The sequence below is a fragment of the Microbacterium sp. NPDC087591 genome (assembly GCF_044743625.1).
Lineage (GTDB): Bacteria > Actinomycetota > Actinomycetes > Actinomycetales > Microbacteriaceae > Microbacterium.
This window is the reverse complement of sequence record NZ_JBIUWU010000001.1, coordinates 1103765-1128348: the sequence shown is the minus strand read 5'-3', so window position 1 is coordinate 1128348 and position 24584 is coordinate 1103765. Positions and strand designations below refer to the sequence as shown.

Below are 24584 nucleotides of genomic sequence, written 5' to 3'. Positions count from 1 at the left end.
TTGACTCCTCATGCTCATAGGCGGACTCTAGCCATTCTCGCTTCGGCGACCGCACGGGCGATCGTGCGATCGACCAGTATCGAGGGGCTCCTGCTGTACGCTCATCCCATGTCGGCCGCGACCTCCACGACCAACCTGGGGCAGCTCACCGAGCGACTGGGGACGACTCTGCTCACGCTCGAAGCGGGGCGAGCACAGGCCGCGCGTCCCGTGTCGAGCGTCGTGCTGCACGACCCTCTGGAGCCGCCGGAGATCACGCAGGACGCGATCGTGCTGGCGGTGGCGGTGGCGACCGATGACGACCTCGCCGCACTCGTGCGCCAGGCAGGAGAGGCGCGGGCCGCAGCGCTGATCGTCCGCGAGTCGCTCCCGGTGAGTCGCAAGGTCGCGGCGATCGCAGAGCAATGCCAGGTCTCTCTCTTCGGTCTGGTTCGAGGGGCATCGTGGGTCCAGGTCGCGACCCTGCTCATCAACGCGCTCAATCTCGGTCCGGCCGGCGCCGAACAGGGAGCCGATGACACCGCGCGCGATCTCTTCACTCTCGCCGACTCGGTGTCGGCGTTGCTCGGCGCGCCGGTCACGATCGAGGACCGCTCCTCCCGGGTCGTGGCATTCTCCGCCAACCAGCTCGGCACCGATGAGGCGCGCCGTCTCACCATCCTCGGTCTCCAGGTGCCGGAGGTGTACAGCAATCATCAGCGTACGCAGGGCGTCTTCCCCCTCATCTACGGCTCGGAGCGCCCCATCTTCCTCGCCAAGCCGGCCCCGGACACGTTGCCGCGAGTCGCAATGCGCATCGCGGCGGGTGACGAGGTGCTGGGTTCCATCTGGGCGGTGACGCCCGAACCCTTCGACGCCGAACGCGAGCTGCGCATGGTCGAGGCTGCGCAACTGGTGGGGCTCGCCATGCTGCGCGCACGGGTCAGCGCGGATGCAGCGGAGCGGGTGGCCGAGTCCCTGGGGATGATGCTTCTCGACGGAGGCCCGTCGGCACGTGACGCCGCACAACAGCTCGGGTTCGAAAGAGCGGCCGCGTGCGTGATGGTGCTGGGGCCCCTCCAGGACGAGGACGAGATCCGCACGGTGTCGGACACGCAGCGTGCCGCCGCGGCGCTCCGTATGCATCTGCGCTCGGTACACCCCCGCGCGATCGCGGTCCCGTTGGGAGGCCTCGTCTACGCGGTCGTGCCCCTCCGCAGCAGTGACGAGCACGCGGTCGCGGCAGTCGAACGCCTCGCGACAGAGTTCGTCGGGCGGCTCGACACCTCGACGGAGTTCTGCGCCGGCCTCGGTGACGTCGTGACCGAGGTGAGCAGTCTGTCGCTCTCGAGACGCAACGCCGAGGCGGCGCTGCGGGTTCTGCGCTCACGACCTCAGCGCGGGCGCCGCGCCGCGAGGTTCGCCGATGTCCAGATCGACGCGCTGATGTTCCGGATCGGCGACCTTCTCGCAGCCGACGGCGTCACGCTGGACGGGCCGCTCGTCGTGCTGCGCGAGTACGACGCGACGCACCGCACCGAGTTGGTCGCGACTCTGCGCGCGTGGCTCGAGCACTTCGGCGACGTGCTCGCCGCCGCTCGCGACGTCCATATCCACAAGAACACCTTCCGATATCGGCTCGAGCGCATCGAGACGATCACCGGGGTGGACCTTCGCGATCCCGACACACGTTTCGGCTTGCTGCTGCAGCTGCGGATCGAGGCGCTCGGCCCGGCGAGCTGACAGCGTCGCCCCCCGGTGGCCGGGGCAGGCGTCCCGTCGACTAGGTTGATCGTCCAACTGCGTGCCTGATTCATCAGTTGAATGCACGATGAGTGGTGCGGGGGCGCGGGTGAAACTGTGAGGACCATCAGTCCATTCAGAACAATGGCGGTCCCGAATCATGAGAACCCGAACTTATGCACTCCCGCTCCTCCTCGCCGTGGCGCTCGGTACCACCGCGTGCAGCGCCCCTTCCTCGTCGTCGGAGGGCTTCGCGAAGAACGGCACCTTCGCGGTCGCGATCAACTCGGATCCCGGCGATCTGAACCCGTTGACGACGAACATCGTCAATGCGCAGATCGTGGGCGCATACTCCTACGACTCGCTCCTGTATGTCGATCCGGAGACGGTGAAGCCCGAGGCCTATCTCGCGGAGAGCTGGACCGAGAGCCCGACCGAGGTCACCTACACACTGCGCGACGGCATCACCTGCGCCGACGGAACGCCGTTCACGGCGGAGACCGCTGCCGCGAACCTGAACTGGATCCTCGATCCGGCCAACGAGTCGCCGCGGCTGGAGTCGGTGGTGCCCGCCGACGCCACGATCACGGCCGAGGGCAACACCCTCACGGTCACGACCACGTCGCCTCGTCCCTTCATGCTCTACGACCTCGGCAGTCAGCAGATGGTGTGCGACGCGGGTCTCGCGGACCCCTCCAGCCTTTCCGCCGGCAGCAACGGCACCGGTCTCTTCCAGATCGATGACGTGGTGGCCGGCGACTCGATCACGCTGACGCGTCGTGACGGATACGAGTGGGGTCCCAAGGACACGACGAGCACGACCGAGGGCGTTCCGAAGACGGTGACCATCAAGATCGTGCCGAGCCCGTCGACGGCGGCCAACCTGCTGCGTTCGGGCGGCCTCAACGCGGCGGTCGTCAGTGGGAAGGACGAGGAACGACTGAGCGAGCTGACGTCGCTGTCCTCCCCGACGATCTCCGGCATGATCATCTACAACCACAACGCCGAGATGCCCACCGCCGATGCCGACGTGCGCAGAGCTCTCACACAGGCGATCGATCTCGACACGCTCACCGACATCCTCACCGAGGGCAAGGGCGAGCGAGCGAAATCGCTGCTCGGTGAGGAACCGAGCCTGTGCAGCTACGACTCGATCGACGGGACTCTGCCGACCTACGACCCCGAGGCTGCAGCCACGGCATTGGCCGGGGTCACGGGCGCCGAGATCACCCTCATCTACGACAACAGCACGGCCTCGCGGAGTGCAGCGGCAGAGTATGTCGCCACGCAGTGGGAGGACGCCGGAGTCACGGTCACCCTCGACGGCGGCGACGAGAACTACGTCCTCGCCAACACCTTCGCCGCAGAGGACCCGACCAAATGGACGGCCAGCCTCGGCCTGATCCTGCAGTCGGGCACACCGGCGATCTTCCCCCAGTACCTCAGTGGTCCGGTGCCCCCCGACGGCACGAACTTCGCCGGGATCCAGAACGAGGACTACGTGAAGGCCGCCACCGCAGCCGCCGACCTGGCGGGTGAGGAGGCGTGCAACACCTGGCGCGACGCCGAGGCCGCACTGTTCGACGCCGCAGACCTCGTCCCGGTCTCGATGACGCCGTTCAAGATGTACTTCAACGGGGCAGAGTCGATCGTCCGGCCGGTCGGCGGATACCTGCCCGGTGCGGCGATCCGCGTCCTTTCATGACCACCACGCTGCCCCGGACGGATGCCCTGGCGACCGTCCGGGGTCGGCGGTCCCGCTCCTCCAGGGGCGGGGCCGTCGGGGCCTTCCTCCTTCGGCGGGTCATCCGCCTGTTCTGGTCGGTGGTCGCGCTCGTGACCGTGGTCTTCCTCATGGTGCGCATGATCCCGGGCGACCCGGTGCGCAATGCGCTCGGCACCAACGCGACCGCCGCCGTCGTCGAGGCCCGTCGTGAGAGCCTCGGGCTCAACGACCCGCTCTGGCAGCAGTACCTCTCCTTCTGGAAAGGACTGCTGACGGGGAATCTGGGCGACTCGTTCTCGCTGAACCTCCCGGTCACCACGATCCTCGAACAGCGCCTACCGGCGACGCTCGAACTCGCGTTCCTGTCGCTCGCGACCGTGCTGGTGGTCTCGATCCCGCTGGGCATCGTGATCGCCGCGCTGACCCGCGGCGGCCGCCGTCCCGGCCTCGACGTGGCCTACACCTCGGTCAGCGGACTGGTGGCCGTCATCCCGGAGTTCGTGATCGGCGTCGCCCTGGTGTACCTGTTCGCCGTGCAGACGACACTGCTGCCGGTCGCCGGCCGCGACGGGGCGAACTCCTACGTGCTGCCCGTGCTCGCGCTGTCGATCGGGCTCATCGCGGGGGTCTCCCGTATCGTGCGCGTCGAAGCGCTCACGGTCTTCTCGCAGGACTACATCCGCACCGCCCGAGCCAAGCGCATGTCGCGGGGTCGGCTCTACCTCAATCACGCACTGCCCAACCTCGTGACCCCCGCCCTCACCGTCGGCGGCCTCGTGCTCGGCTCGCTCGTCGCCGGCACCGTGCTCGTGGAGACGATCTTCTCGTGGCCGGGACTCGGGCTCACGATCGTGGACGCGGTGCGGAGCAAGGACTTCCCGCTCGCGCAGGGCATCGTGCTCGTGTACGGGCTGATCGTCCTCGTCGCGAACCTCCTCATCGACTTCGTCCTGGTGTGTCTCGACCCACGCTCGACGCTGAAGGACGCCTGACATGACCACTCTTCCTCCTCCGCTCCCCACGGCGCCCACCGCGTCGTCGTCCTCGCGGCATGCGCTGGTGGCCGCGCTGCGCTCGCCGTTGGGCTTCGTCGCTTCGCTGCTGCTCGTGACACTGATCCTGCTCGCGGCGTTCGGACCCGTCATCTGGGGCGAGACGGCCAAGGTCGCCGACCTGACCCAGCTGTCGATGGCGCCCAGCGCCGCGCACCCGCTCGGCACCGACGCCGGGGGACGCGACGTACTCGCGAGGTTGCTGAGCGCGACGCGCATCTCGGTCGTGACAGCCGTGCTCGCGACGGCGATCGGCGTGACGCTCGGCGTTCTCCTCGGCCTGCTCCCGACCGTCGCCCCGAACTGGGTGGCCCGCGTGGTCAACAGCATCCTCGGAGTCGCGCTGGCCTTTCCCTCGCTGCTGCTCGCGATCGTCGTCTCGATCATCGTGGGAGTGGGCGTGGTCAGTGTGACCCTGGCGATCGGGCTGGCGATGGCACCTGCTTACGCCCGCCTGGCGCAGACGCTCGGCGCCTCCGCCGCCGGGCGGGACTACGTGGACGCGGCGCGAGTTCTGGGGGTTTCGCGTTTCCGCATCCTCACCCGGCATGTGCTCCCCAACGTCCGCGACCCGCTGATCGTCAACGCCAGCATCGGCGCCGGCACGGCGCTGGTCGCTTCGACCGGGCTGTCGTTCCTGGGCTTGGGCGTGCAGGCACCGGACTACGACTGGGGGCGGATGCTCAACGAGAGCCTCGATGGCATCTTCGTCAACGCGGCCCCCACTCTCGGGCTGTCTGCGGCGATCGTGTTCGCCGGTGTGACCTTCGCCCTGGTAGGGGAGACGCTCGCGCGTGCCTTCGGCCTGAACCGTTCACCGCGACGGCAGCGACGCCGTCGGGGAGCGGCGAAGCTCGAGGTCGCACCGTTGCATGTGGTGGACGATCCGGTGCTGCGGGTGCGTGATCTGCAGGTGCGTGTGCCGCGCGGTGACGGCTGGGCCGACCCCGTGCACGGGGTGAGCTTCGACATCGGCCGGGGGGAGATCGTCGGCGTCGTGGGGGAGTCGGGGTCGGGCAAGTCCCTGACCTGCATGGCCGTCGCGGCGCTGCTTGAGGAACCGATCGAGGTCTCGGCGTCGACCGTGCAGTTCGAGGGGACGGAGCTGACGGCCGGCGGACGGGTGTCGAGCCGGATCTCGTCGGCCGGGGTGGCGCATCAACTGGGCGCCCGCATGTCCTTCGTGTTCCAGGATCCGGCGACATCGCTCAATCCCGCCCTCCACGTCGGCACGCAGGTCGCCGAGGTCGGCTTGCTGCACGGCGGACTCGACCGGAAGTCGGCCCACCGCCGCGCGGTCGACCGGCTCGACGCGGTGCGGATCCCCGATGCCGCCCAGCGGGCGCAGGCATACCCGCACGAGTTCTCCGGAGGTATGCGCCAGCGCGCCATGATCGCGATGGGGTTGATGGGAGAGCCGGCGCTGCTTATCGCCGACGAGCCGACGACCGCGCTCGACGTCACGGTGCAGCGCGAGGTCATGAGCCTGCTTGCGGAGGTGAACGAGGTCAAGGGCACGGCGCTGCTGTTCGTGTCGCACGACATCGCCCTGGTGTCGTCGTTCTGCACGCGTGTGCTCGTGATGTATCGAGGCGCGATCGTGGAGGATCTCACCGCCGCCGATCTCGCCGCCGGCCGTGCCCGGCATCCGTATACCCGCGCCCTCGTCGAGGCCATCCCGCATCTCGAAGCGGAGCCGGGTACAGCGTTCGACACGATCGCCGAAGACGCGGAGTTCCCGACCGAGCCCGTGGGGAGTCGATCATGACAGAGCTGGTGCTTGAGGACGTGCGCGTACGGTACGGCAGCGGAGCATCCGCCCATGAGGCCGTGAAGGGCGTGAGCCTGACCGTCGCGAGCGGGCGCACCGTCGGCCTCGTCGGCGAGTCCGGGTCCGGGAAGTCGACCATCGCGCGGGCCATCGTGGGACTTCACGAACCTCACGAGGGACGCATCCTGGTCGACGGCACGGATGTCGTCCGCGCCACGGGCCGCACAGCCGCGTTGCGCCGCGATGTGCAGATGATCTTCCAGGATGCGAGCTCGTCGCTCGATCCGCGGATGAATGTCGGTGCTTCCATCGCCGAGGCGCTGGAGGTGCGGCGGCCCGACCTGAAGGACGGGAAGGCGCGTCGCGCTGAGGTCGCGCGGCTGCTGGAGGTCGTCGAACTCGACCCGGCGCGGCTCGGCGATCTGCCATCGCAGCTCTCCGGCGGACAGCGCCAGCGCGTCGCGATCGCCCGCGCCCTCGCCGCCGCGCCCCGGGTGCTGCTGGCAGACGAGATCACCTCGGCGCTCGACGTCTCGGTGCAGGGCACCGTGCTCAACCTGCTCCGCAAAGTGCAGCAGGAGCTCGACCTGACGGTGCTGTTCATCAGCCACAACCTCGCCGTCGTGCGCCAGCTCTGCGACGAGGTGGCCGTCATGAAGAGCGGGCTCCTCGTCGAGAGCGGACCCACGACCCGGGTGATCGATGCGCCGGAGCATCCCTACACGCGCGAACTGGTGCGCGCCGTCCCCCGACTCGGTGTTCCGCTCGCCGAGACGCCCCTTTCCCGGTCAGGAGACCCCCGATGACATCGCGCACCGCTCGGCTCGACGACCTGCACCGCGTCGTCACCGCCACAGAGACCGCGGTCTCGCCGGACGGCGGCGTCGTGGTGTTCACGCGGCGCGACGTCCGAGACGCGCGCACGGTGACCTCTCTGTGGAGCGTCGACCGTGACGGTGCGACCAGGGCGTTGACCCACGGACCGGGGGATGACGCCCCGCAGTTCTCTGCGGCGGGGCTGCTGTTCCGACGCCTCGTCGACGGGGTGCCGCAGTTGCATGTGCTCCCCGAGACCGGCGAGCCCGTGCCGCTGACCTCGGTGCCCTCGGGAGTGGGGCGGCCGTTCGTTAGTCCGGCAGGGGACCGCGTCGCGTTCCTGGCACCGGTCGAGCGCGGGTCGGGCGATCCGACTGCGCCGATCGTGATCGACACTCTCGATCACAAGATCGACGGTGCGGGGTGGACCGGCAGCATCCGCCATCACCTCCTGCTGCTCGACCTCGCCGAGGGCGGCATCCGTCAGATCACCGACGGCTCGTCCGACGTGGGGGAGCCGTCATGGTCTCCTGACGGCACCCGGCTCGCCTATGCGGCGGCGACCTTCCCCCGTTCCGACGTCGAGCGCGAGCGTGCCGTGCACGTCATCGACGTCGATGATCTCCTCATCCCCGCCCGCCGGGTCGGTGCAGCGACCGGCATCACCGGTCCTCTCCTGTGGATGCCGGACGGTGAGTCCGTCGTCGCCGTCGGCCTTCGCCGCATGCGGATCGGCCACACCCGCCTGCTGCGTCTGCATCTGGATGGCCGAGCGGACGATGACCTGACCGCGGGGTTCGACCTCAACGTCATGCCGGGTGCCGTCGGGTACCCGGGGGGTCGGCCCGCGCTCACGCATGACGGCACGCAGATCCTGTTCTGCGCGCGTGACCGCGGCTGGACCCACCTCTACGCGCTCGATCTCGCCGACGGCACGATGCGTCCGGTGGTGGCGTCGGAGCACCGCGTCGTGTCGGCGTTGTCGGTCGCCACGGCGAGTCCCTTCGCCGCGATCGTCGTCACCACTCAGGACTCCTTCGCCGAGGTCGCCCTCGTGAACCTCGAGACCGGAGAACACCGCGAACTGACGACGCTGACGCGCGACGCTCTTCCCGATGTCGAGCTGCTGCACCCCGAGCCGCGCGTCTTCACGATCAGCGACGGCACCGTCGTGCACGGGTGGATCCTGTCCGCGCCCGGAACGACGGGTGCCGCACCGCTGCTGCTCGACATCCACGGTGGCCCCCACAACGCATGGAGCGGAGTGGCCGACGAGGTCCACCTGTCCCACCAGGTGCTGGCGAGTCGCGGCTGGCGGGTCCTGACCCTCAATCCGCGCGGCTCCGATGGCTACGGCGAGGACTTCATGACCGCGGTCCACGGCGCCTGGGCGCGCGTGGATCTGCCGGACTTCCTCGAGCCCGTCGATGCGCTCGTCGCCGAGGGCCTGGCCGATCCGGAGCGTCTCGCGGTGGCCGGCTACAGCTACGGCGGACTGCTGACCTGCGCACTGACGGCGCACACCGACCGGTTCGCGGCCGCCGTTCCCGGCGGGCTTCTCTGCGACTTCGCGTCTCTGGCCGGTCAGCGGCTCGAGCCGGAGGGCTTCTTCTCAGAGTCGACGGCGGGCCTGGAGCCCACCGAGATCGTCCGTCTCGCCGAACTGTCGCCGATCGCCCGCGCGAGTCGGGTCAGGACTCCGAGCCTGGTGCTGCACGGCGAGCTCGATGAGACGTGCCCGAGCGCGCAGGCCAGGGAATGGTACTCGGCTCTGCGGATCACCGGTGTGCCCAGTCGACTCGTCGTCTACCCCGGCGGCGGGCACCTGTTCATCGTCACCGGACCGGTCGAGCATCGGATCGACTACCAGCGACGCCTGATCGAGTGGGTCGAGCGGTACACCGACCCACGGATGACGGGAGCAGAGCCTCATCGGGCCGCCGTCGAGCCCGCCGCGCGGGATGTGGCGGAGTGGCAGCACCGACTCGACCTGCTGCGCCGCAGGTACGGCGTGGTGGGGGCGCAGTTCGGCATCCTGCAATTGACCGGCGAGGGGACCGTCCTCGATCGGTGCACGGTCTCGTCCGGAGTGCTCGACGCCTCGACGGGGGTGCCGGTGACCGACGACGCCGTCTTCCAGATCGGGTCGATCAGCAAGGTGTGGACGACGATGCTCATCCTGCAGCTCGCCGAGGAGGGGAAGCTCGACCTCGACGCCCCGGTGCGCAGCATCCTGGCGGACTTCCGCCTCGCCGACGATCCGGAGCCCACCGTGACGGTGCGCGAGCTGCTGCATCACACGAGCGGCCTCGACGGCGACGTGTTCACCGACACCGGACGGGGGGATGACTGCGTCGCCGCGTACGTGGAATTGCTGGCGGGAACGGAGCGTCTGCACCCGCGCGGCGAGCGGTTCTCGTACTGCAACTCCGCCTTCGTCGTCGCGGGGCGGATCATCGAGGTGCTGTGCGGGACGACCTGGGACGAGGCGCTCAAGACGCGCCTGATCGACCCGCTCGGCCTGCAGCACACGTTCACACTGACCGATGACGCGCCCCGGTTTGCCACGGCGACGGGGCATACCGGGTTCGGCGCCGCGGCGGTGCCGACGCGCAAGTGGGGGATACCGCGTTCGATGGGACCGGCGGGGTTGATCTCGGCCAGCATCGGCGACCTGCTGGTCTTCGCCGAGACCGCTCTGCGTGAGGGGCTGACACCCGAGGAAACCCGGGTGCTCTCCGCGGAGAGTGCTCGTCTGATGACGACTGAGCACGTCGACCTTCGCGCGAGCGTCGGTGCCACCTCCGGATGGGGCCTGGGGTGGTTCCTGCAGGACTGGCAGGGGAGCCGTGTGTACGGGCACGACGGCGGCACGATCGGCCAGCGCGCCTACCTGCGGATCTTCCCGGAGGCGGGTCTCGCGGTGGCGCTGCTCACATCGGGCGGGCAGCCGGACGGGCTCTACCGCGAACTCTTCGACGATGCCGCGCGGGCGTTCGACGGCGGCGGGATCCACCCCGTGCTGCTCCCCGACCGCGCGCGTACGCCGGAGCCGCTGACCGGCACCTGGGAGTCGGCAGGGTTCGTGGCCGAGATCGCCCCGCGCGACGGAGGCCTGCGCCTCGTGCTGCGGGAGCGCAAGAGCTACGTCGACGCCGTCTCGCCCGACGAGGTGCAGGAGGTCGAGCTGTTCGCGTCGACCGTGCCGGGGGTCTATGCGTACACGAGCGACGAGATCGCGGGGTGGGAGCAGGTGCGGCCGGTGCCGGGCGGCCTCTACCTCGGCTACCGCTTCCTGCGAGAGACGGCCTCATGAGCGGCACGATCGATGCGACACCGCTCGAGGAGGGAGCCGGAGCGACGGAGGCGGGGATGGAACTGCGGATGCTCCGCCTGCCGTCCGAGATGGTGGCCGCGACGGAGCTCGTCGCCGGAGTGTGGCAGGTCGACGTCGAGCGTGCACACGTCAACCCCGGTCTCCTCACCGCGCTCGCGCACGCCGGCAACTACGTCGCCGGTGGCTTTCTCGGTGACGAGCTCATGGCGGTCTGCGTCGGGTTCTTCCATCCGCCGTTCGACCGCGCGCTCCACTCCCACCTCGCGGGGGTTCGTCTCGACGCGATCGGCCAGGGGTGGGGACACGCGATCAAGAGCCATCAGCGCGCGTGGTGCCTCGAGCGCGGAGTCACGCGCGTCACGTGGACCTACGATCCGCTCGTCGCCCGCAACGCCTACTTCAACCTGCACAAGCTCGGGTGCTCGATCGACAGCTATCTGCTCGACTTCTACGGTGACCTGGGCGACGGTGTGAACGGCGGTCAGCGCAGCGACCGGGCGCTCGTGGTGTGGGATCTCGAGCGACCGGCCGGCCCGCGCACGGCGGCGACCACCGGCGTCGACACACCACCGGCGGTCCTGTGGGCGGACGACGAGCAGCCGGTGCTCGATCTCGACCGCGCGCGCGAGCTGCAGATCTGTCGTATCGACATCCCGAGCGACATCGAGAAGATGCGGCGGGTCGCCCCCGACCTCGCCGCCCGCTGGCGGGTCGCTCTCGGGCACGCGCTCGGCGGGCTGCTCGCCGAGGGGTGGAGCGTCTCCGATTTCGACCGCCGTGGCCACTACACACTCACGAGGAGTTCCTGAATGCATATCGATCGCGTCGAGCTGATCACGGTACGGATGCCGTTGGTCCATCCGTTCACCACCTCTTTCTCGACCCAGACGGAACGGCGTCCGCTTCTCGTGCGCATCACCGCGTCGCGAGACGGTCGCACCGTGACGGGGTGGGGAGAGTGCGTGGCGCTGTTCGACCCCTCGTACTCCCCGGAGTATCTCGACGGAGCCAGGGAGATGCTGCGACGGTTCCTGGTTCCCTCGCTGCTGGAATGGCAGGACGCCGGACGTACGGTGACCGCCGAGACCGTGGCGGCAGCGACCGCGCACGTCGTCGGACACCGTATGGCCAAGGCGGCGCTGGAGATGGCCGTGCTCGATGCCGGCCTCCGCCTCGACGACCGACGGTTCGCCGACTACCTCGGTGTCACGCGTGCGGTCGTGCCGTCGGGGGTCAGCGTCGGGATCGAGTCGTCGATCCCCGACCTGCTCGCGCAGGTCGGGGGATTCCTCGACGAGGGATACGCGCGCATCAAGCTCAAGATCCAGCCGGGCTGGGATATCGAGCCGGTCCGCGCCGTGCGCGAGAAGTTCGGCGACGTGCCTCTCCAGGTGGATGCCAACACGGCCTACCGGCTCTCGGATGCGCCGCTGCTGCGCCGGCTCGACCCCTTCGACCTGCTTCTGATCGAGCAGCCCCTCGCCGAGGACGATCTGCGTCAGCACGCTCTGCTCGCCCAGCAGATCGCGACCCCGGTCTGCCTCGACGAGTCGATCGTCTCGGTCGAGGCGGCGGCCGACGCGATCGCGATGGGAGCCGCGAGCGTCATCAACATCAAACCGGGCCGGGTGGGCGGATACCTCGCGGCCCGCCGCATCCATGATCTCGCCGAGGCCAACGGGGTCGCCGTGTGGTGCGGTGGCATGCTCGAGACCGGAATCGGGCGCGCGGCCAACATCGCCCTCGCCGGTCTGCCCGGCTTCACGCTGCCCGGTGACGTGTCGGGGTCGAACCGGTTCTACGCGCAGGATGTGACCGAGCCGGTGGTGATGAAGGACGGCGTCGTCGCGATACCGGACGGGCCGGGCTTCGGCGTCGAGCCGCTCGCCGACGTGCTGGCCGCGGTCACGATCGACGCGGTCGACATCGCGGCACGCCGGAGCTGACCGTGCACGCCCGAGGGTCTCACGCCGACGTCATCGTGGTCGGCGCGGGCTCGGCAGGGTCGGCGCTGGCAGCACGACTCGTGCAGTCGGGGCGTCGCGTCCTGCTGCTGGAAGCAGGGAGAGACGCTCCGGCATCCGAACTCCCGGAGGCGTGGCGCCTGCCGAACCCGATGGCGGCGATGGAGGAAGCGGGGAGCGCGTCGCTGCTGTGGGCCGAGCATCTCGCGTCGCGGACGGCGACGCAGGAGCCATCGCTGTACTGGCGGGGGAAGGGTCTGGGCGGGAGCTCGGCCATCAACGGGCAGATCGCGATCCGCCCGCCGATGGAGGACTTCGACGACTGGGCCGCCGACGGCTGCACGGGGTGGTCCGCGGAGGACGTGCTCCCGGTGCTCGCCGCTCTGGAATCCGACCAGGAGTACGGTGACCGCCCGCACCACGGCGCAGACGGGCCGATCCCGGTGCACCGCTACCCGCAGGAGGTGTGGGGGTCGGTCGATCGTGCGCTGCGCGACGCCGCGCTGGCGGCGGGTCAGCCCTGGGCGCCGGACGTCAATGCACCCGGTGCGAGCGGAGTCTCGCCCTATCCGGTCAACTCGATCGACGGGCGGCGGGTCTCCTGCAACGACGCGTACCTCGAGCCGTTGCGGGGCGACCCCCTGCTCACGATCAGGGGAGAGGCGCTGGTGGACCGCGTCGTGTTCGAGGGGGAGCGCGCGGTGGGGGTGCGTCTCGCGAACGGCGAGGTGCTGAGTGCGGATCTCGTCGTCCTCTGCGCCGGCGCCACGGCGACGCCCTCGATCCTGATGCGTTCCGGGATCGGCCCCGCCCGGCATCTGGTGGAGCAGCGGATCGCCGTGCGCGCCGATCTGCCCGTCGGCGAGGGCATGCAGGATCACCCGATGGTGCTCATCGGCATCCCGCTCACCCCGGAGGCCACGGCCGGCCCCTGGGACCGTCACACCAACTGCTGCATCCGCTACTCCAGCGGGATGACCTCCGACACGAACGACATGATGATGGTCGCTCTCAACCAGAACGCGCTCGCGATGGCCTCGGCGGATCCTCGTGCGGGCGCCGGCGCGGTCGGGGTCTTCGTCAACCGCACCTACTCCCGTGGCACGCTGCGCCTGCAGGGTCGAGATCCTCAGACCCAGCCGCTCCTGTCGTTCAACATGCTCGACGTGGCGCTCGACGTCGACCGGCTGACGGAGGGGGTCCACCAGCTGGCCGGGTTGGTGGAGCATGAGGCGTTCGCCGGCATCACCGCGTCGGATGTCTGGGAGGCCAACACGGCACTGCGCGCCGCGCTCGACGGGCCGGAAGATGCACTCCGGGCCTACCTGCGCGACACCGCGGTCGACACTCAGCACGCGACGAGCACGTGCCGCATGGGGGACCCCGCCGCCGCAACCACCGTGGTCGACCCGGAGGGCCGCGTTCTCGGCATCGACGGGCTACGCGTCGCCGATGCGTCGATCTTCCCGTTCGTCCCCCGAGCGAACACCCATCTGGCGAGCGTCCTGGTCGGCGAGATGCTGGCCGCACGCCTGACCTGAGACCTGCCTGACCTGAGACCTGCTGCCGAGGAGCCGCCATGGAGAGCCAGTGCCACGTGATCGACGGTGTCGCCGTCGTATCGACCGATCCGCAGACCCTTCCGGTCGTCTCCCCGTGGACGGAAGAGGTGATCGCCCGCATCCCCGTCGGCTCCGCAGACGACGTCGATGCGGCGGTCCGCTCGGCGGTGGTGGCGCAACGCGACTGGTCCCTGCGCGCGCTGAGCGAGCGCATCGACCTTCTCGCGGGGGTCGCCGACACCGTGGAAAGGCACCTCGCGGAGCTCGCGCAGATCGAGAGCGACGAGATGGGCAAACCCGTTCCACTCGCCGAGCAGTTCATCGAGGGCGGGATCGCGGGGTGGCGGCAGGGTCTCGACCTCGCGCGCTCCTACCCCTTCGTGGCCGATGTCACGGTGCCGGGCGAACCAGGACAGACCGTGGTCGAGCGTCGGCCCGTAGGAGTGGTCGGGCTCATCATCCCGTGGAACTTCACCGTCGCCTCGATCCTCGGAAGCCTCCTTCCGCTCCTCGCCGCAGGCAACACGGTGGTGCTCAAGCCCTCGGAGAAGTCGCCGCTGTCGGCAGCCCGGTTCGTGCAGCTGCTCGACCTGCCGCCGGGAGTCGTGAACCTCGTGCTCGGCGATGCGCGCGCGGGCAGACCGCTTGCCGCCCACGACGACGTGGCCCTGCTGCACTTCACCGGCTCGGTCGAGGTCGGCCGCGCGGTCGGGGTCGCGGCGGCATCACGTCTGAAGCGATCGGTGCTCGAGCTCGGCGGGAACGATCCGGTGATCGTCGACGCGGATGTCGATGTGGTGGCGACCGCGGAGGCGGTGGCGATGTCGTCGTTCGTCAACAGCGGGCAGATCTGCACGTCGTCGGAGCGCATCTACGTGCACCGAGACATCGCTGAGGATTTCGTCGCGGCCCTGGTCGCGGCGGCCGGTTCGTATGAGCTCACCGCCGACCGGGAGGGCACCGGCCTCGGTCCTCTTGTCGACGCCCGACAGCGTGCCCATGTGCACGCGCACGTCGCGGAGGCGGTCGAGCGCGGTGCGACGGTGCTGCGCGGCGGTGCGCTCCCGGAGGGTCCGGGGTTCGGCTACCCCGCCACGGTGCTCATCGGGGTCACGGCGGAGATGCGGGTGATGCGTGAGGAGACCTTCGGCCCCGTCGCTCCCGTCGTCGTCGTCGACTCCTTCGACGAGGCGGTCGAGCTCGCGAACGGCACCGGCTTCGGACTCGCCGCGACCGTGTACACGCACGACCCCGCCCACCAGCAGCGCGCGGGGGACATCCACGCCGCCGTGATCTGGATCAACGGATGGCAGCAGGGTGGTGTCAACGCCGTCTCCGAGCCCTGGGGACTCAGCGGCGTCGGAGCCGCGGGCTCCGTCGCCGACTTCGATGCCGCGACGCGACCCGTCTCGCTGCTCCGGGCCGCGACCGCCTGACCGCCGCGCTCAGGCGGTCGCGGATGCGAGCAGCTCGCGGACGCGCATCGCGAGGGCGTCGGCGGGATTGGTGTGTTCGATCGACTCGTTCGCGGTGGCGAGCACGACGATCGTCGCCCCGGTGGACGGGTCGTGGCCGGTGAAGGTCTGGAAACCCGGCAGTTGGCCGTTGTGGCCCCAGATGCCGCCGAAGTCGGCGATGCCGAGCCCGTAGGCCCAGTCGGTTCCGGCGATCGGGAGGGCTGTCATGCGTACCCGCTGCGTCTGCTCCGCGAGGAGGTCGCCGCGCACGAGCGCCTCGACCAGGGCCACGAGATCGTCGGCGGTGGAGAGCGCGTTGCCGGCCGTCCAGGCCCACGAGGGGTTGATGTCGGTCGCGTCGACGAGCGCCGTGTCATCGCGGAGGTAACCGCGCACCCGGGGGTCGGGCAGTGCGGTCCCCTCGGGGGAGCGCGGAGGCAGCGATGTGTTCTCCAGTCCCAGCGGCTCGCACACGAGACGGGCCGCGAGATCCTCCACCAGCACGCCGGTGGCGTGTTCGGCCAGCATCCCGAGCAGGATGTAGCCGGTGTTGCTGTATTCCCACGACGCGCCCGGCGCGAAGTGCTGCGGACCGCGCTGCGCGAACTCCACGAGCTCCCGTGGCCGCCAGACCCGCTCCGGTGCGGCGAGCAATGCGGTGAGGAACTCCTCGGTCGTGTACTCCGGCAGGCCGGCCGTCATTCCGAGCAGGCGGCGCACGGTGACCCCGCTCGGCAGATTCAGGTGTGGCAGGTGCATCTGAGCCTCATCGTCGAGGCCGAGCTCGCCCGTCTCCGTCAGACGCAGGATCACGGTGGCGACGATCGTCTTGGTCACGCTGCCGATGCGCAGCACGGCGTCGGCGGCGAGCCGCTCCCCGGTGGCGACGTCGCGGGTGCCCAGCGCGGCCGACCAGCGTTCTCCGTCCGGAGCACGGACCGCGAGCACGACGCCGGGGACGTCGAGCCGCTTCCGCTCCGCGTCGACCTCGGCGAGGATCGCTGCGGCGGTGGACGAGAGATCGCGACGCAAGGTTGTCATGCTCCGATCCTGCCGCGATTGCTCGCGCTCCGCATGGTACGAGGGACCGACTGGGGCACGCGGATCTCAGTCGATCGGCCGATCTTCGCCCCGAGCGTCCTCCCTATCTTGGGAAAAGCCCGCCCACCGAGAAGGAGTGACCGCTATGTCCGAGGATGCCGCCACCGAGAAGCGAACGATCATCATGCCGCCCAACTCGATTCAGGCGGTGCCGCGGTATGCAGGAGCTTCGACCTTCGCCCGGCTGCCACGGATCGACGACGTCGACCGCGCAGACGTCGCCGTGCTCGGCGTGCCGTTCGACTCCGGCACCAGCTACCGTCCGGGCGCGCGATTCGGTCCGGAGGCGGTGCGGGCTGCGTCGAAGCTGCTGCGTCCGTTCCACATCGGGCTCGAAGTCGAGCCGTGGGTCACGATGCAGATCGCCGACGCGGGTGATGTGGGGGTGAGCCCCTTCGATATCGCCGAGGCGATCGCCGGGATCGAGCAGGCCGCCCGGTCTCTCTCCACGAGAGCAGACCGTATCGTCGCGATCGGTGGTGACCACACGATCGCGCTCCCGATGCTGCGCGCGGCCCACGCCCAGCACGGCCCGGTGGCGCTGGTGCACTTCGACGCCCACTTCGACACCTGGGACAACCTGTTCGGGGCCCCGATGGTGCACGGCACGCCCTTCCGCCGCGCGGTCGAAGAGGGCCTGCTCGATGTCGGCGGCTCCGCGCATGTCGGCATCCGCAGCACCACGCCCTCCGCACAGGACTTCAGCGACGACGCAGAACTCGGTTTCGCGACCTTCACCACACTCGATGTCGCGCGCCGAGGGGTCGACGCCATCGTCGACCGCGTCCGGACACGCGTCGGCGATCGTCCGGTGTACGTCAGCATCGACATCGATGTGCTCGACCCGGCTCACGCCCCCGGTACCGGCACCCCCGAGCCCGGCGGACTCTCGACCAGAGAGCTGCAGCTCATCCTGTATGGGCTGGCCGATCTCCGCGTGATCGGCGCCGACGTCGTGGAGGTCGCCCCCGCGTACGATCACGCGCAGATCACCGCGCTCGCCGCCGCCGGCGTCACCTTCGACCTCCTCGCCATGATGGCGAAGGCCACGAGGTGAGGCCACAGTCGGACGTGGTCGCCGGGGGCGCAGCGCCGGTCATCGAGCTGAGCGGCGACGGGCGCACCCGGGGGCGCACGCACGGCGAAGAAGCAGGGAACCTCATCGCCACGTCGATGGAGCGCTGGCGCGACCGGATCGAGCAGCTCACCGGACGCTCATCCGACGACCACGTGGCACGGTTTCTGGGCGCGTCGCGACTGATCGACGCGGTGCGCGTGGGGTCTCCCGATCTCCATGACGAGGTGCTCGGCATCGCGGAGGCCAGCGGCCAACCTCTCGACGACGTGTTCGCGTACAACTTCATGGACGAGGAGTGGCGGTACGCGGGCGTCTCAGCGATCGGCTGCAGCGTCGTCGGCATCGAGGGCGAGAGCGGCGTCATCCTCGGCCAGAACATGGATCTCCCCGCGAGCATGGACGGCTCGCAGGTGCTCCTGCACATCCGCGAGGGTGACGACCCCGAGCAGTTCGTCGCGAGCGCTGCGGGGATGATCGGCGTTCTGGGGATCAATCGCGACGGCGTCGGCTGCTGCGTCAACACACTCGCGCAACTCCCCAGCGCTCTCGAGGGGATGCCGGTCGCCTTCCTCATCCGCGAAGTCCTCCGCAGACGCACGCGGGCGGAAGCCGGCGCGTACCTGCGCTCCGTCCACCATGCGTCAGGGCAGAACTACGCGATCGCCGATCGGCGCGGCATCGACTCCTACGAATGCTCCGCCGCCGGCGTCTCGGCCCGCCCGATCGCGGGTCCCAACCTCGTGCACACGAACCATCCGCTGTGGACGGCGGGATCGGCCGAGCTCGCGGCGAGACCCGACGAGCTCGAGCTCTCCGGCACGCGGTCGAGATACAACTACCTGAGCGTCGCGGTGCCGCAGATCCGAGATGCCGCGGAGCTCGAGACCGTGTTCGCCTCGCGCGACTCGGGCGTGTGCGTGACACCTCGCCCGCCGCGGATGAGCAAGACCTTCTGCGGCGCCCTGTTCGAGATGGGCCAAGACGAGACCCGTGCCCGATTCGCGCTGGGGCAGCCGGGGGTCGTCGAGTGGATCAGCGTGCCGTGGTCCGGTCCGGCGTGAGAGACGAGCAGAGGCGACCGGATCCGACCAGGACGACGTCCGCGAGTCTCAAGGCCTACGCGCATTCGACGCGCCGAGAGATGCTGTCGTTGCTCCGTCGGCGGGATCATCTGCGGGCTGTCGATATCGCCGAGGCGCTGGGCGTCGCAGCCAGCACGGCCAGCTTCCATCTGCGGGTGCTCGCCGATGCGGGCGTGATCGAGGAGGCTCCCCAGTACGCCCGCGACCGCCGGGACCGGGTCTGGGCGGTCCGTCCCCCTGCCGAGGTCCACACGGCGTTCACGCAGCGCTCCGTGCGGCTGACCGCTGCGGAGTTCGACGCCCTGGTGACGCGGATCGAGGGTGTGATCTCGGCGGCCGCCGATACGCACGACCGCGACGATCCGGACAGCCGGTCCTGGCAGATCGCGCTGCTGGCCGCCGATGACCTGATCTGACGGCGCCGCATCCGGCGGGTGCAGAAGGTTCCCTCGGTTATCGGGGGCCCATGCGGAGCGCGCCGTCCATGCGGATGGTCTCGCCGTTCAAGTAGTCGTGCTCGACGATCATCGTCACCAGCTGCGCATACTCGATCGGATCGCACAGTCGCTGCGGGAAGGGGACGCTCGCGGCGAGATTTGCCCGGTACTCGTCGCTGACCGTCGCCAGCATCGGGGTATCCACGATCCCGGGGGCGATGGTGCAGACGCGGATGCCGTGCGAGGCGAGGTCGCGCGCGGCGGGGAGCGTCATCCCGACGACGGCGCTCTTGGATGCCGCATACGCCACCTGGCCCACCTGGCCGTCGTACGCGGCGATCGAGGCGGTGTTCACGACGACCCCGCGCTGCCCCTGCGCATCGGGTGTCTGCTGGGCGATGACCTCGGCGGCCGTCGACATGACCAGGAAGGTGCCCAGCAGGTTCACGCGGATGACCGTGTCGAAAAGCGCGGGATCGTGCACCCCCGAGCGCCCGAGGATGCGAGCGGAGGGCGCGATGCCGGCGCAGTTGACGACGGTGCGCAGAGCCGCCCCGGCGCCGGCGACCTGCACGGCGGCGCGCACCTGGGCGGCGTCGGTGACATCGGCGGCGACGAGGGTGACCCCGTCGACAGCCGGTGCCGCGGCGATCGCGGCCGGGAGATCGAGGGCGAAGACCTCCGCGCCCTGGGCGGCCAGGGCGCGGGAGGTCGCCGCCCCGAGCCCGGAGGCGCCCCCGGTGACGATGGCCGAAGAGCCGTTCAACTGCATGATGGTGGTCCTCTCGATGAGCGCTCAGCGCGCCAGGCCGCGGCAGATGACGAGGCGCTGGATCTGGTTCGTCCCCTCGAAGATCTGCATGACCTTCGCCTCGCGCATGTACCGCTCGGTGGGGAAGTCCTTGGTGTAGCCCGCGCCGCCGAGTACCTGCACGGCGTCGGTCGTGACCTTCATCGCGTTGTCGGTGCACACGAGCTTGGCGATCGACGCCTCGTGGGAGTACGGGCGGCCGGCATCCTTGAGGCGCGCAGCGGCGAGGTAGGTGGCCCGCGCCGACGCCACAGCGGCGGCCATGTCGGCGAGCAGGAAGGCCAGTCCCTGGTGCTCGATGATCGACCGCCCGAAGGTCTCCCGCTCGCGGGCGTACTTCACCGCCACGTCGAGGGCTTCCTGAGCCAGGCCGGTGGCCACGGCGGCGATGCCCAGTCTTCCGGCATCCAGGCCGGACAGCGCGATGGGCAGCCCCTGTCCCTCCGCGCCGAGCCGACGCTCGACCGGAATGCGTACATCCTCGAACATCATCGTGGCGGTGGTGGAGCTCATGAGCCCCATCTTCCGTTCCGGGTTGTCGGCGGAGAGGCCGGGGGTGTCGGCGGGCACGAGGAAACAGGAGATGCCGCGGCTGCCCTCGCCGGTGCGCGCCATGACCTTGTAGAAGTCGGCCTTGCCGCCGTGGGTCGTCCACGCCTTGGCGCCGTTGATCACGTACTCGTCGCCGTCGCGCACCGCGCGGGTGCGCATCGCCGCGGGGTCGGAGCCGGCGTGCGCCTCGGACAGGCAGTACGCGCCGAGCAGGTCGCCCGACAGCATCTGCGGAAGCCAGCGCTCCTTCTGCTCGGCGCTGCCCGAGGTGAAGAGGCCGAAGCAGGAGAGGATGTGGACGCTGACTCCGACACCGACGGAGGCGGATGCGGATGCCACCTCCTCGAGCACCTGGAGGTACACCTCGTAGCTCTGCCCGCCGCCGTCGAACTCCTCCGGGTACGGCAGGCTCAGCAGCCCCGCTCGGCCCAGAGTGCGGAACACGTCACGGGGGAAGGAGGCCGTCGCGTCGAGCTCCGAGACGATGGGGCGCAGTTCCTTGCCCACGATCTCGCGCGTCAGCTCGATGAGCTCGGCGGATTCCTCCGTGGGCATGATGCGGGGGACGGGCATGGTGGCTCCTCGATGGGGGTCAGAGAACGGCGAGCTCGGGCTCGCTCAGGAACGCAGCGGTGTCGGACAGGAGTTCGGATGCCTGCTGGCCGTCGAGCACTCGATGGTCGAACGACAGCGACAGGGTCGTCACCCACCGCGGCGCGATGGTCTCGGCATCGCCGGTGCCGACGACCCAGGGGCGGCGCGTAATGCTGCCGACACCGAGGATCACGGTCTCGCCCGGATTGAGGATCGGTGTTCCGGCATCGACCCCGAACACCCCGAAGTTGCTGATCGTCGCGGTGCCGTGGGCCATGTCCTCCGGCGCTGTCTTGCCGGCGCGCGCCGTGGCGGCGAGTTCGGCGATCGCCACGCTGAGCTCCCGCAGGCCGAGACGCTGCGCGCTGCGGATGTTCGGTACCACGAGCCCCCGTGGTGTCGCGGCGGCGACGCCCAGGTTCACCTCCGACAACTGCACGATCTCCTGCGCCGCGTCGTCCCACCGTGAGTTCGCCGCAGGGGTGCGTTCGATGGCGCGCAGGAACGCCCGGGCGATCAGGCTCAGAGGGCTGAGCTTGACGTCGGCGAACTCCCGCCGGGCGGCGAGGCGCGCACGGAGTTCCATGGTGGCGGTGATGTCGAAGGTCACGAACTCGGAGACGTGCGGAGCGGTGAACGCCGAGCTGACCATCGCCGCCGCGGTGTGTTTGCGCACACCTCGGATCGGCACTCGGATCTCCGAGGATGACGGGGGCGTCGATGCGGACGGGCGGCGCGTGCCGGCTGCAGACAGGACGTCGTCCTGGGTGATCGTCGCCGCCGCTCCGGTCGGTGTGACGGTGGCGAGGTCGACACCGAGATCCTTCGCCAGCTTCCGCACCGGAGGGGCGCAGCGGATCGGTGCCGCCGCCTCTGCGGGGGCGGGCGTCGCGGGCTCGATCGGGGCCGCCACGGCGACCGCTTGATCGGCGGTGCCGCGCCGTCGCCGCGGGCGCGGTGCTCCTGGGCCGTAGCCGACGAGGAGCTTCGGCTCTTGCTCGGGGCTCTCGTCCGCCTCGGGGCGTGCATCGATGGCTTCGCCGGCATCGACATCGGCTTCGGCATCCGCACCCACTCCCGCACCCGCATCCGGTACCCGGGTGAGTGCGCCGGACGCGATGCTGATGATGGCTTCGCCGACGTCGACGGTGTCTCCCTCGGCGAAGTGCAGTGCCACGACCTCGCCCGCGAACGGCGAGGGCAGCTCCACGAGCGACTTCGCCGTCTCGATCTCGACGATGATCTGATTGGTGGTGACGGTGTCTCCCGGCTGCACGGCCCAGGAGACGATCTCGGCCTCGGTGAGCCCCTCCCCGACGTCGGGGAGGGCGAACTGCTGGATCTCTGCCATGTCTTCCTCGATGTTCAGTAGGTGAAGCTGCGATCGATGGCGTCGAGCATGCGGTCGACACCGGGGAGCCAGTCGCGTTCGAGTCGGCTGGCCGGGTAGGGGGTGTCGTACCCGGTCACCCGGATGCCGGGGGCAGCCATCGAGTAGAAGAGGGCATCCTGCACGCGGGCGATGATCTCGGCGCCGAGGCCGGCGGTCTGCGAGGCCTCGTGAGCGACGACGAGCCGACCCGTGCGTTCGACGGAGGCGAGGATCGTGGCATCGTCGATCGGAGAGAGGCTGCGCAGATCGATGACCTCCACCGAGCGGCCGTCGAGTGCTGCCTCCTCCGCGACCTTCACGGCCGTCGGCACGAGCGCGCCGTATGTGACGAGCGTCAGATCGTGTCCTGTGCGGACAACTCTGGCTGTGCCGAGCGGCAGCGGAGTCGCGTCACGATCGACGTCGCCCTTGAGCCAGTAGTTGTGTTTGGGCTCGAGGAACACCACCGGGTCCTCGCTCTGCACGGCGAGCCGGATGAGGTCGAACGCCTCCTGCGCAGACGAGGGGCACACCACGCGCAGCCCCGCCGTGTGGGCGAAGTAGGCCTCCGGCGATTCCGAGTGGTGCTCGATCGCGCCGATGCCGCCGCCGAAGGGGATGCGGATGACGACGGGAAGCGACACGGTGCCCTCGGAGCGATGCCGGTATTTGGCGAGCTGGGTGATGATCTGGTTCATCGCGGGGAACACGAATCCGTCGAACTGGATCTCGCATACCGGTCGGTATCCGGCCATCGCGAGGCCGATCGCGCTGCCGACGATGCCGGCCTCCCCCAGAGGCGAATCGACGACCCGCAGCTCACCGAACTCCTGCTGCAGCCCGTCGGTGACCCGGAAGACGCCGCCCAGGCGTCCGACATCCTCACCGATGAGCATCACCCGGTCGTGCTCGGCGAGCAGCGAGCGGAGTCCGTCGTTCAGGGCGCGGGCGATCGCGGTGCTCACGAGGCCACCTCCTCGCCGGCGGCGACGAAGGCGAGGTGCGCGTCCAGCTGCTGCGCCAGCTCCGTCGGCATCTCGGCGAGCGTGTGCAGGAAGGGGGATGCCGGGTCGGGGTCAGGGAGCGTGCGGCAGCCGACCCGCACGCGCTCCGCGAGCAATTCCTCCTCCGCGGCCACTCCGGCGAAGAAGTCCTCGGCGACGCCGCTGTTCTCCAGGTGGGTACGCAGACGGGCGATGGGATCCAGCGCGCTCCACTGGTCGGTCAGTGCCGCATCGCGGTAGCGGCCGTCGTCGTCGGACGTGGTGTGCGGGTTGCGTCGATACGTCATCGCCTCGATCAGCGTGGGTCCTTCTCCGGCCCTCGCTCGATCGAGCGCATCGACGGTCGCGGCGTGACTGGCGACCACGTCGTTGCCATCGACGCGTACCCCGCGGAAGCCGAATCCCTGGGCGCGCTGGGCGACCGAGACTCGACTCTGCACGGAGTAGGGAGCGGAGATCGCCCACTGGTTGTTCTGGCAGAAGAAGACGATCGGCAGATTCTGCGCCGCCGCCCACACGAAGGCCTCGTTGGTCTCGCCCTCGCTGAGCGCTCCGTCGCCGAGGAACACGAGTACAGCGCGATCGCGATCCGGGTCACCGGTGCCGACGTCGCCGTCTCGCACGATGCCCATCGCGTAGCCGACGGCGTGCAGGGTCTGCGCCCCGATGACCAGCGTGTAGAGGGAGAAGTTGTTCTCGCGAGGATCCCAGCCGCCCAGGGTGGTGCCCCGGAACAGGCCGAGCAACTGCACAGGATCGACTCCGCGGCACCAGGCGACGGCATGCTCGCGATACGTGGGGAAGGCGATGTCGCGAGGGCGGAGCGCGCGCCCGGCGCCCACCTGCGCGCCTTCCTGGCCGAGCATCGACGGCCACAGGCCGAGCTCACCCTGACGCTGGAGGGCGATCGCCTCGGTGTCGACGCGGCGACTGAGCACCATGTCGCGGTACATCACGAAGAGATCGCCGCCTGCGGTGGTCTCCCGGTGGAGCACCCCGTCTGGGCCGAGGCACGTGAAGAGTTCGTCGTTCGGGGCGACCTCGGTCGCCTCTGGGTGCAGCATCGTCACGTCGCCATCTCCTTCGAAGCGGTCAACACGACTCCTCAGGTGATCATGTTGTGAAGCTACACTGTCGTGAGCACGT

19 protein-coding genes are annotated in these 24584 nt (G+C 69.7%); 13 read left to right on the top strand and 6 right to left on the bottom strand.

The features are described from left to right. Nucleotides 1–108: 108 nt before the first annotated feature. The 10 genes from ACIOVG_RS05225 to ACIOVG_RS05180 all read left to right on the top strand — a co-directional run bounded on the left by ACIOVG_RS05225 (nucleotide 109) and on the right by ACIOVG_RS05180 (nucleotide 15386). Nucleotides 109–1722, top strand: a complete 1614-nt coding sequence (locus ACIOVG_RS05225) for a PucR family transcriptional regulator (protein ID WP_400869791.1) — start codon at nucleotides 109–111, stop codon at nucleotides 1720–1722. A 160-nt stretch (nucleotides 1723–1882) separates the two neighbouring features. Next, a complete protein-coding gene (locus tag ACIOVG_RS05220; RefSeq protein ID WP_400869788.1) occupies nucleotides 1883–3427 on the top strand; it encodes an ABC transporter substrate-binding protein in 1545 nt (514 codons plus the stop codon). Continuing rightward, entirely contained in the window at nucleotides 3424–4440 is a 1017-nt protein-coding gene (locus ACIOVG_RS05215; protein ID WP_400869785.1) for an ABC transporter permease, read from the top strand. Before ACIOVG_RS05220 ends, ACIOVG_RS05215 begins: the two co-directional genes overlap by 4 nt. A gap of 1 nt (nucleotide 4441) precedes the next feature. After that, nucleotides 4442–6268: a dipeptide/oligopeptide/nickel ABC transporter permease/ATP-binding protein gene (locus tag ACIOVG_RS05210; RefSeq protein ID WP_400869782.1), complete on the top strand. Its 1827-nt coding sequence runs from the start codon at nucleotides 4442–4444 to the stop codon at nucleotides 6266–6268. After that, nucleotides 6265–7077: an ABC transporter ATP-binding protein gene (locus ACIOVG_RS05205; RefSeq protein ID WP_400869779.1), complete on the top strand. Its 813-nt coding sequence runs from the start codon at nucleotides 6265–6267 to the stop codon at nucleotides 7075–7077. The genes ACIOVG_RS05210 and ACIOVG_RS05205 overlap by 4 nt, the downstream gene beginning before the upstream one ends. Beyond that, nucleotides 7074–10403: a serine hydrolase gene (locus ACIOVG_RS05200; RefSeq protein ID WP_400869776.1), complete on the top strand. Its 3330-nt coding sequence runs from the start codon at nucleotides 7074–7076 to the stop codon at nucleotides 10401–10403. Before ACIOVG_RS05205 ends, ACIOVG_RS05200 begins: the two co-directional genes overlap by 4 nt. Further along, on the top strand, nucleotides 10400–11233 hold the full coding sequence (locus tag ACIOVG_RS05195) for a hypothetical protein (RefSeq protein ID WP_400869774.1): 834 nt from the start codon (nucleotides 10400–10402) through the stop codon (nucleotides 11231–11233). The genes ACIOVG_RS05200 and ACIOVG_RS05195 overlap by 4 nt, the downstream gene beginning before the upstream one ends. Then, nucleotides 11234–12370, top strand: a complete 1137-nt coding sequence (gene menC / locus ACIOVG_RS05190) for an o-succinylbenzoate synthase (protein WP_400869771.1) — start codon at nucleotides 11234–11236, stop codon at nucleotides 12368–12370. It begins immediately after the preceding gene. 2 nt (nucleotides 12371–12372) lie between these two features. Then, complete coding sequence (locus ACIOVG_RS05185) at nucleotides 12373–13929, top strand: GMC family oxidoreductase (protein WP_400869769.1); 1557 nt, start codon at nucleotides 12373–12375, stop codon at nucleotides 13927–13929. A 38-nt stretch (nucleotides 13930–13967) separates the two neighbouring features. Next, nucleotides 13968–15386 (top strand): aldehyde dehydrogenase family protein, encoded by a 1419-nt coding sequence (locus ACIOVG_RS05180; protein WP_400869766.1) that lies wholly within the window; start codon nucleotides 13968–13970, stop codon nucleotides 15384–15386. Nucleotides 15387–15395: 9 nt separating this feature from the next. Here ACIOVG_RS05180 and ACIOVG_RS05175 read toward each other — a convergent pair whose 3' ends face one another. After that, entirely contained in the window at nucleotides 15396–16448 is a 1053-nt protein-coding gene (locus ACIOVG_RS05175) for a serine hydrolase domain-containing protein (RefSeq protein WP_400869764.1), read from the bottom strand. Nucleotides 16449–16593: 145 nt separating this feature from the next. Between ACIOVG_RS05175 and speB the strand changes: the two genes are divergently transcribed. Genes speB through ACIOVG_RS05160 form a run of 3 tightly spaced genes read left to right on the top strand, consistent with a single transcriptional unit; the run spans nucleotide 16594 to nucleotide 19084 of the window. Next, the gene (gene speB, locus ACIOVG_RS05170) at nucleotides 16594–17565 is read left to right on the top strand and encodes an agmatinase (RefSeq protein WP_400869761.1); all 972 of its coding nucleotides are present in this window, start codon (nucleotides 16594–16596) and stop codon (nucleotides 17563–17565) included. Next, the gene (locus ACIOVG_RS05165) at nucleotides 17562–18647 is read left to right on the top strand and encodes a C45 family autoproteolytic acyltransferase/hydolase (RefSeq protein WP_400869759.1); all 1086 of its coding nucleotides are present in this window, start codon (nucleotides 17562–17564) and stop codon (nucleotides 18645–18647) included. Before speB ends, ACIOVG_RS05165 begins: the two co-directional genes overlap by 4 nt. Further along, nucleotides 18614–19084, top strand: a complete 471-nt coding sequence (locus ACIOVG_RS05160; RefSeq protein WP_400869756.1) for a helix-turn-helix domain-containing protein — start codon at nucleotides 18614–18616, stop codon at nucleotides 19082–19084. Before ACIOVG_RS05165 ends, ACIOVG_RS05160 begins: the two co-directional genes overlap by 34 nt. A gap of 37 nt (nucleotides 19085–19121) precedes the next feature. On the opposite strand, the gene ACIOVG_RS05155 is transcribed toward ACIOVG_RS05160, so the two are convergent. The 5 genes from ACIOVG_RS05155 to ACIOVG_RS05135 are packed head-to-tail and all read right to left on the bottom strand — an operon-like array spanning nucleotide 19122 to nucleotide 24502. Then, complete coding sequence (locus tag ACIOVG_RS05155) at nucleotides 19122–19877, bottom strand: SDR family NAD(P)-dependent oxidoreductase (RefSeq protein ID WP_400869753.1); 756 nt, start codon at nucleotides 19875–19877, stop codon at nucleotides 19122–19124. Nucleotides 19878–19901: 24 nt separating this feature from the next. Beyond that, complete coding sequence (locus ACIOVG_RS05150; protein WP_400869750.1) at nucleotides 19902–21041, bottom strand: acyl-CoA dehydrogenase family protein; 1140 nt, start codon at nucleotides 21039–21041, stop codon at nucleotides 19902–19904. 19 nt (nucleotides 21042–21060) lie between these two features. Next, nucleotides 21061–22413: a dihydrolipoamide acetyltransferase family protein gene (locus ACIOVG_RS05145; RefSeq protein ID WP_400869748.1), complete on the bottom strand. Its 1353-nt coding sequence runs from the start codon at nucleotides 22411–22413 to the stop codon at nucleotides 21061–21063. Nucleotides 22414–22427: 14 nt separating this feature from the next. Continuing rightward, nucleotides 22428–23399, bottom strand: coding sequence for an alpha-ketoacid dehydrogenase subunit beta (locus ACIOVG_RS05140; protein ID WP_400869746.1), 972 nt, complete (start codon nucleotides 23397–23399; stop codon nucleotides 22428–22430). Then, nucleotides 23396–24502: a thiamine pyrophosphate-dependent enzyme gene (locus tag ACIOVG_RS05135; RefSeq protein WP_400872685.1), complete on the bottom strand. Its 1107-nt coding sequence runs from the start codon at nucleotides 24500–24502 to the stop codon at nucleotides 23396–23398. The genes ACIOVG_RS05140 and ACIOVG_RS05135 overlap by 4 nt, the downstream gene beginning before the upstream one ends. Between the last annotated feature and the right edge of the window lie 82 nt (nucleotides 24503–24584).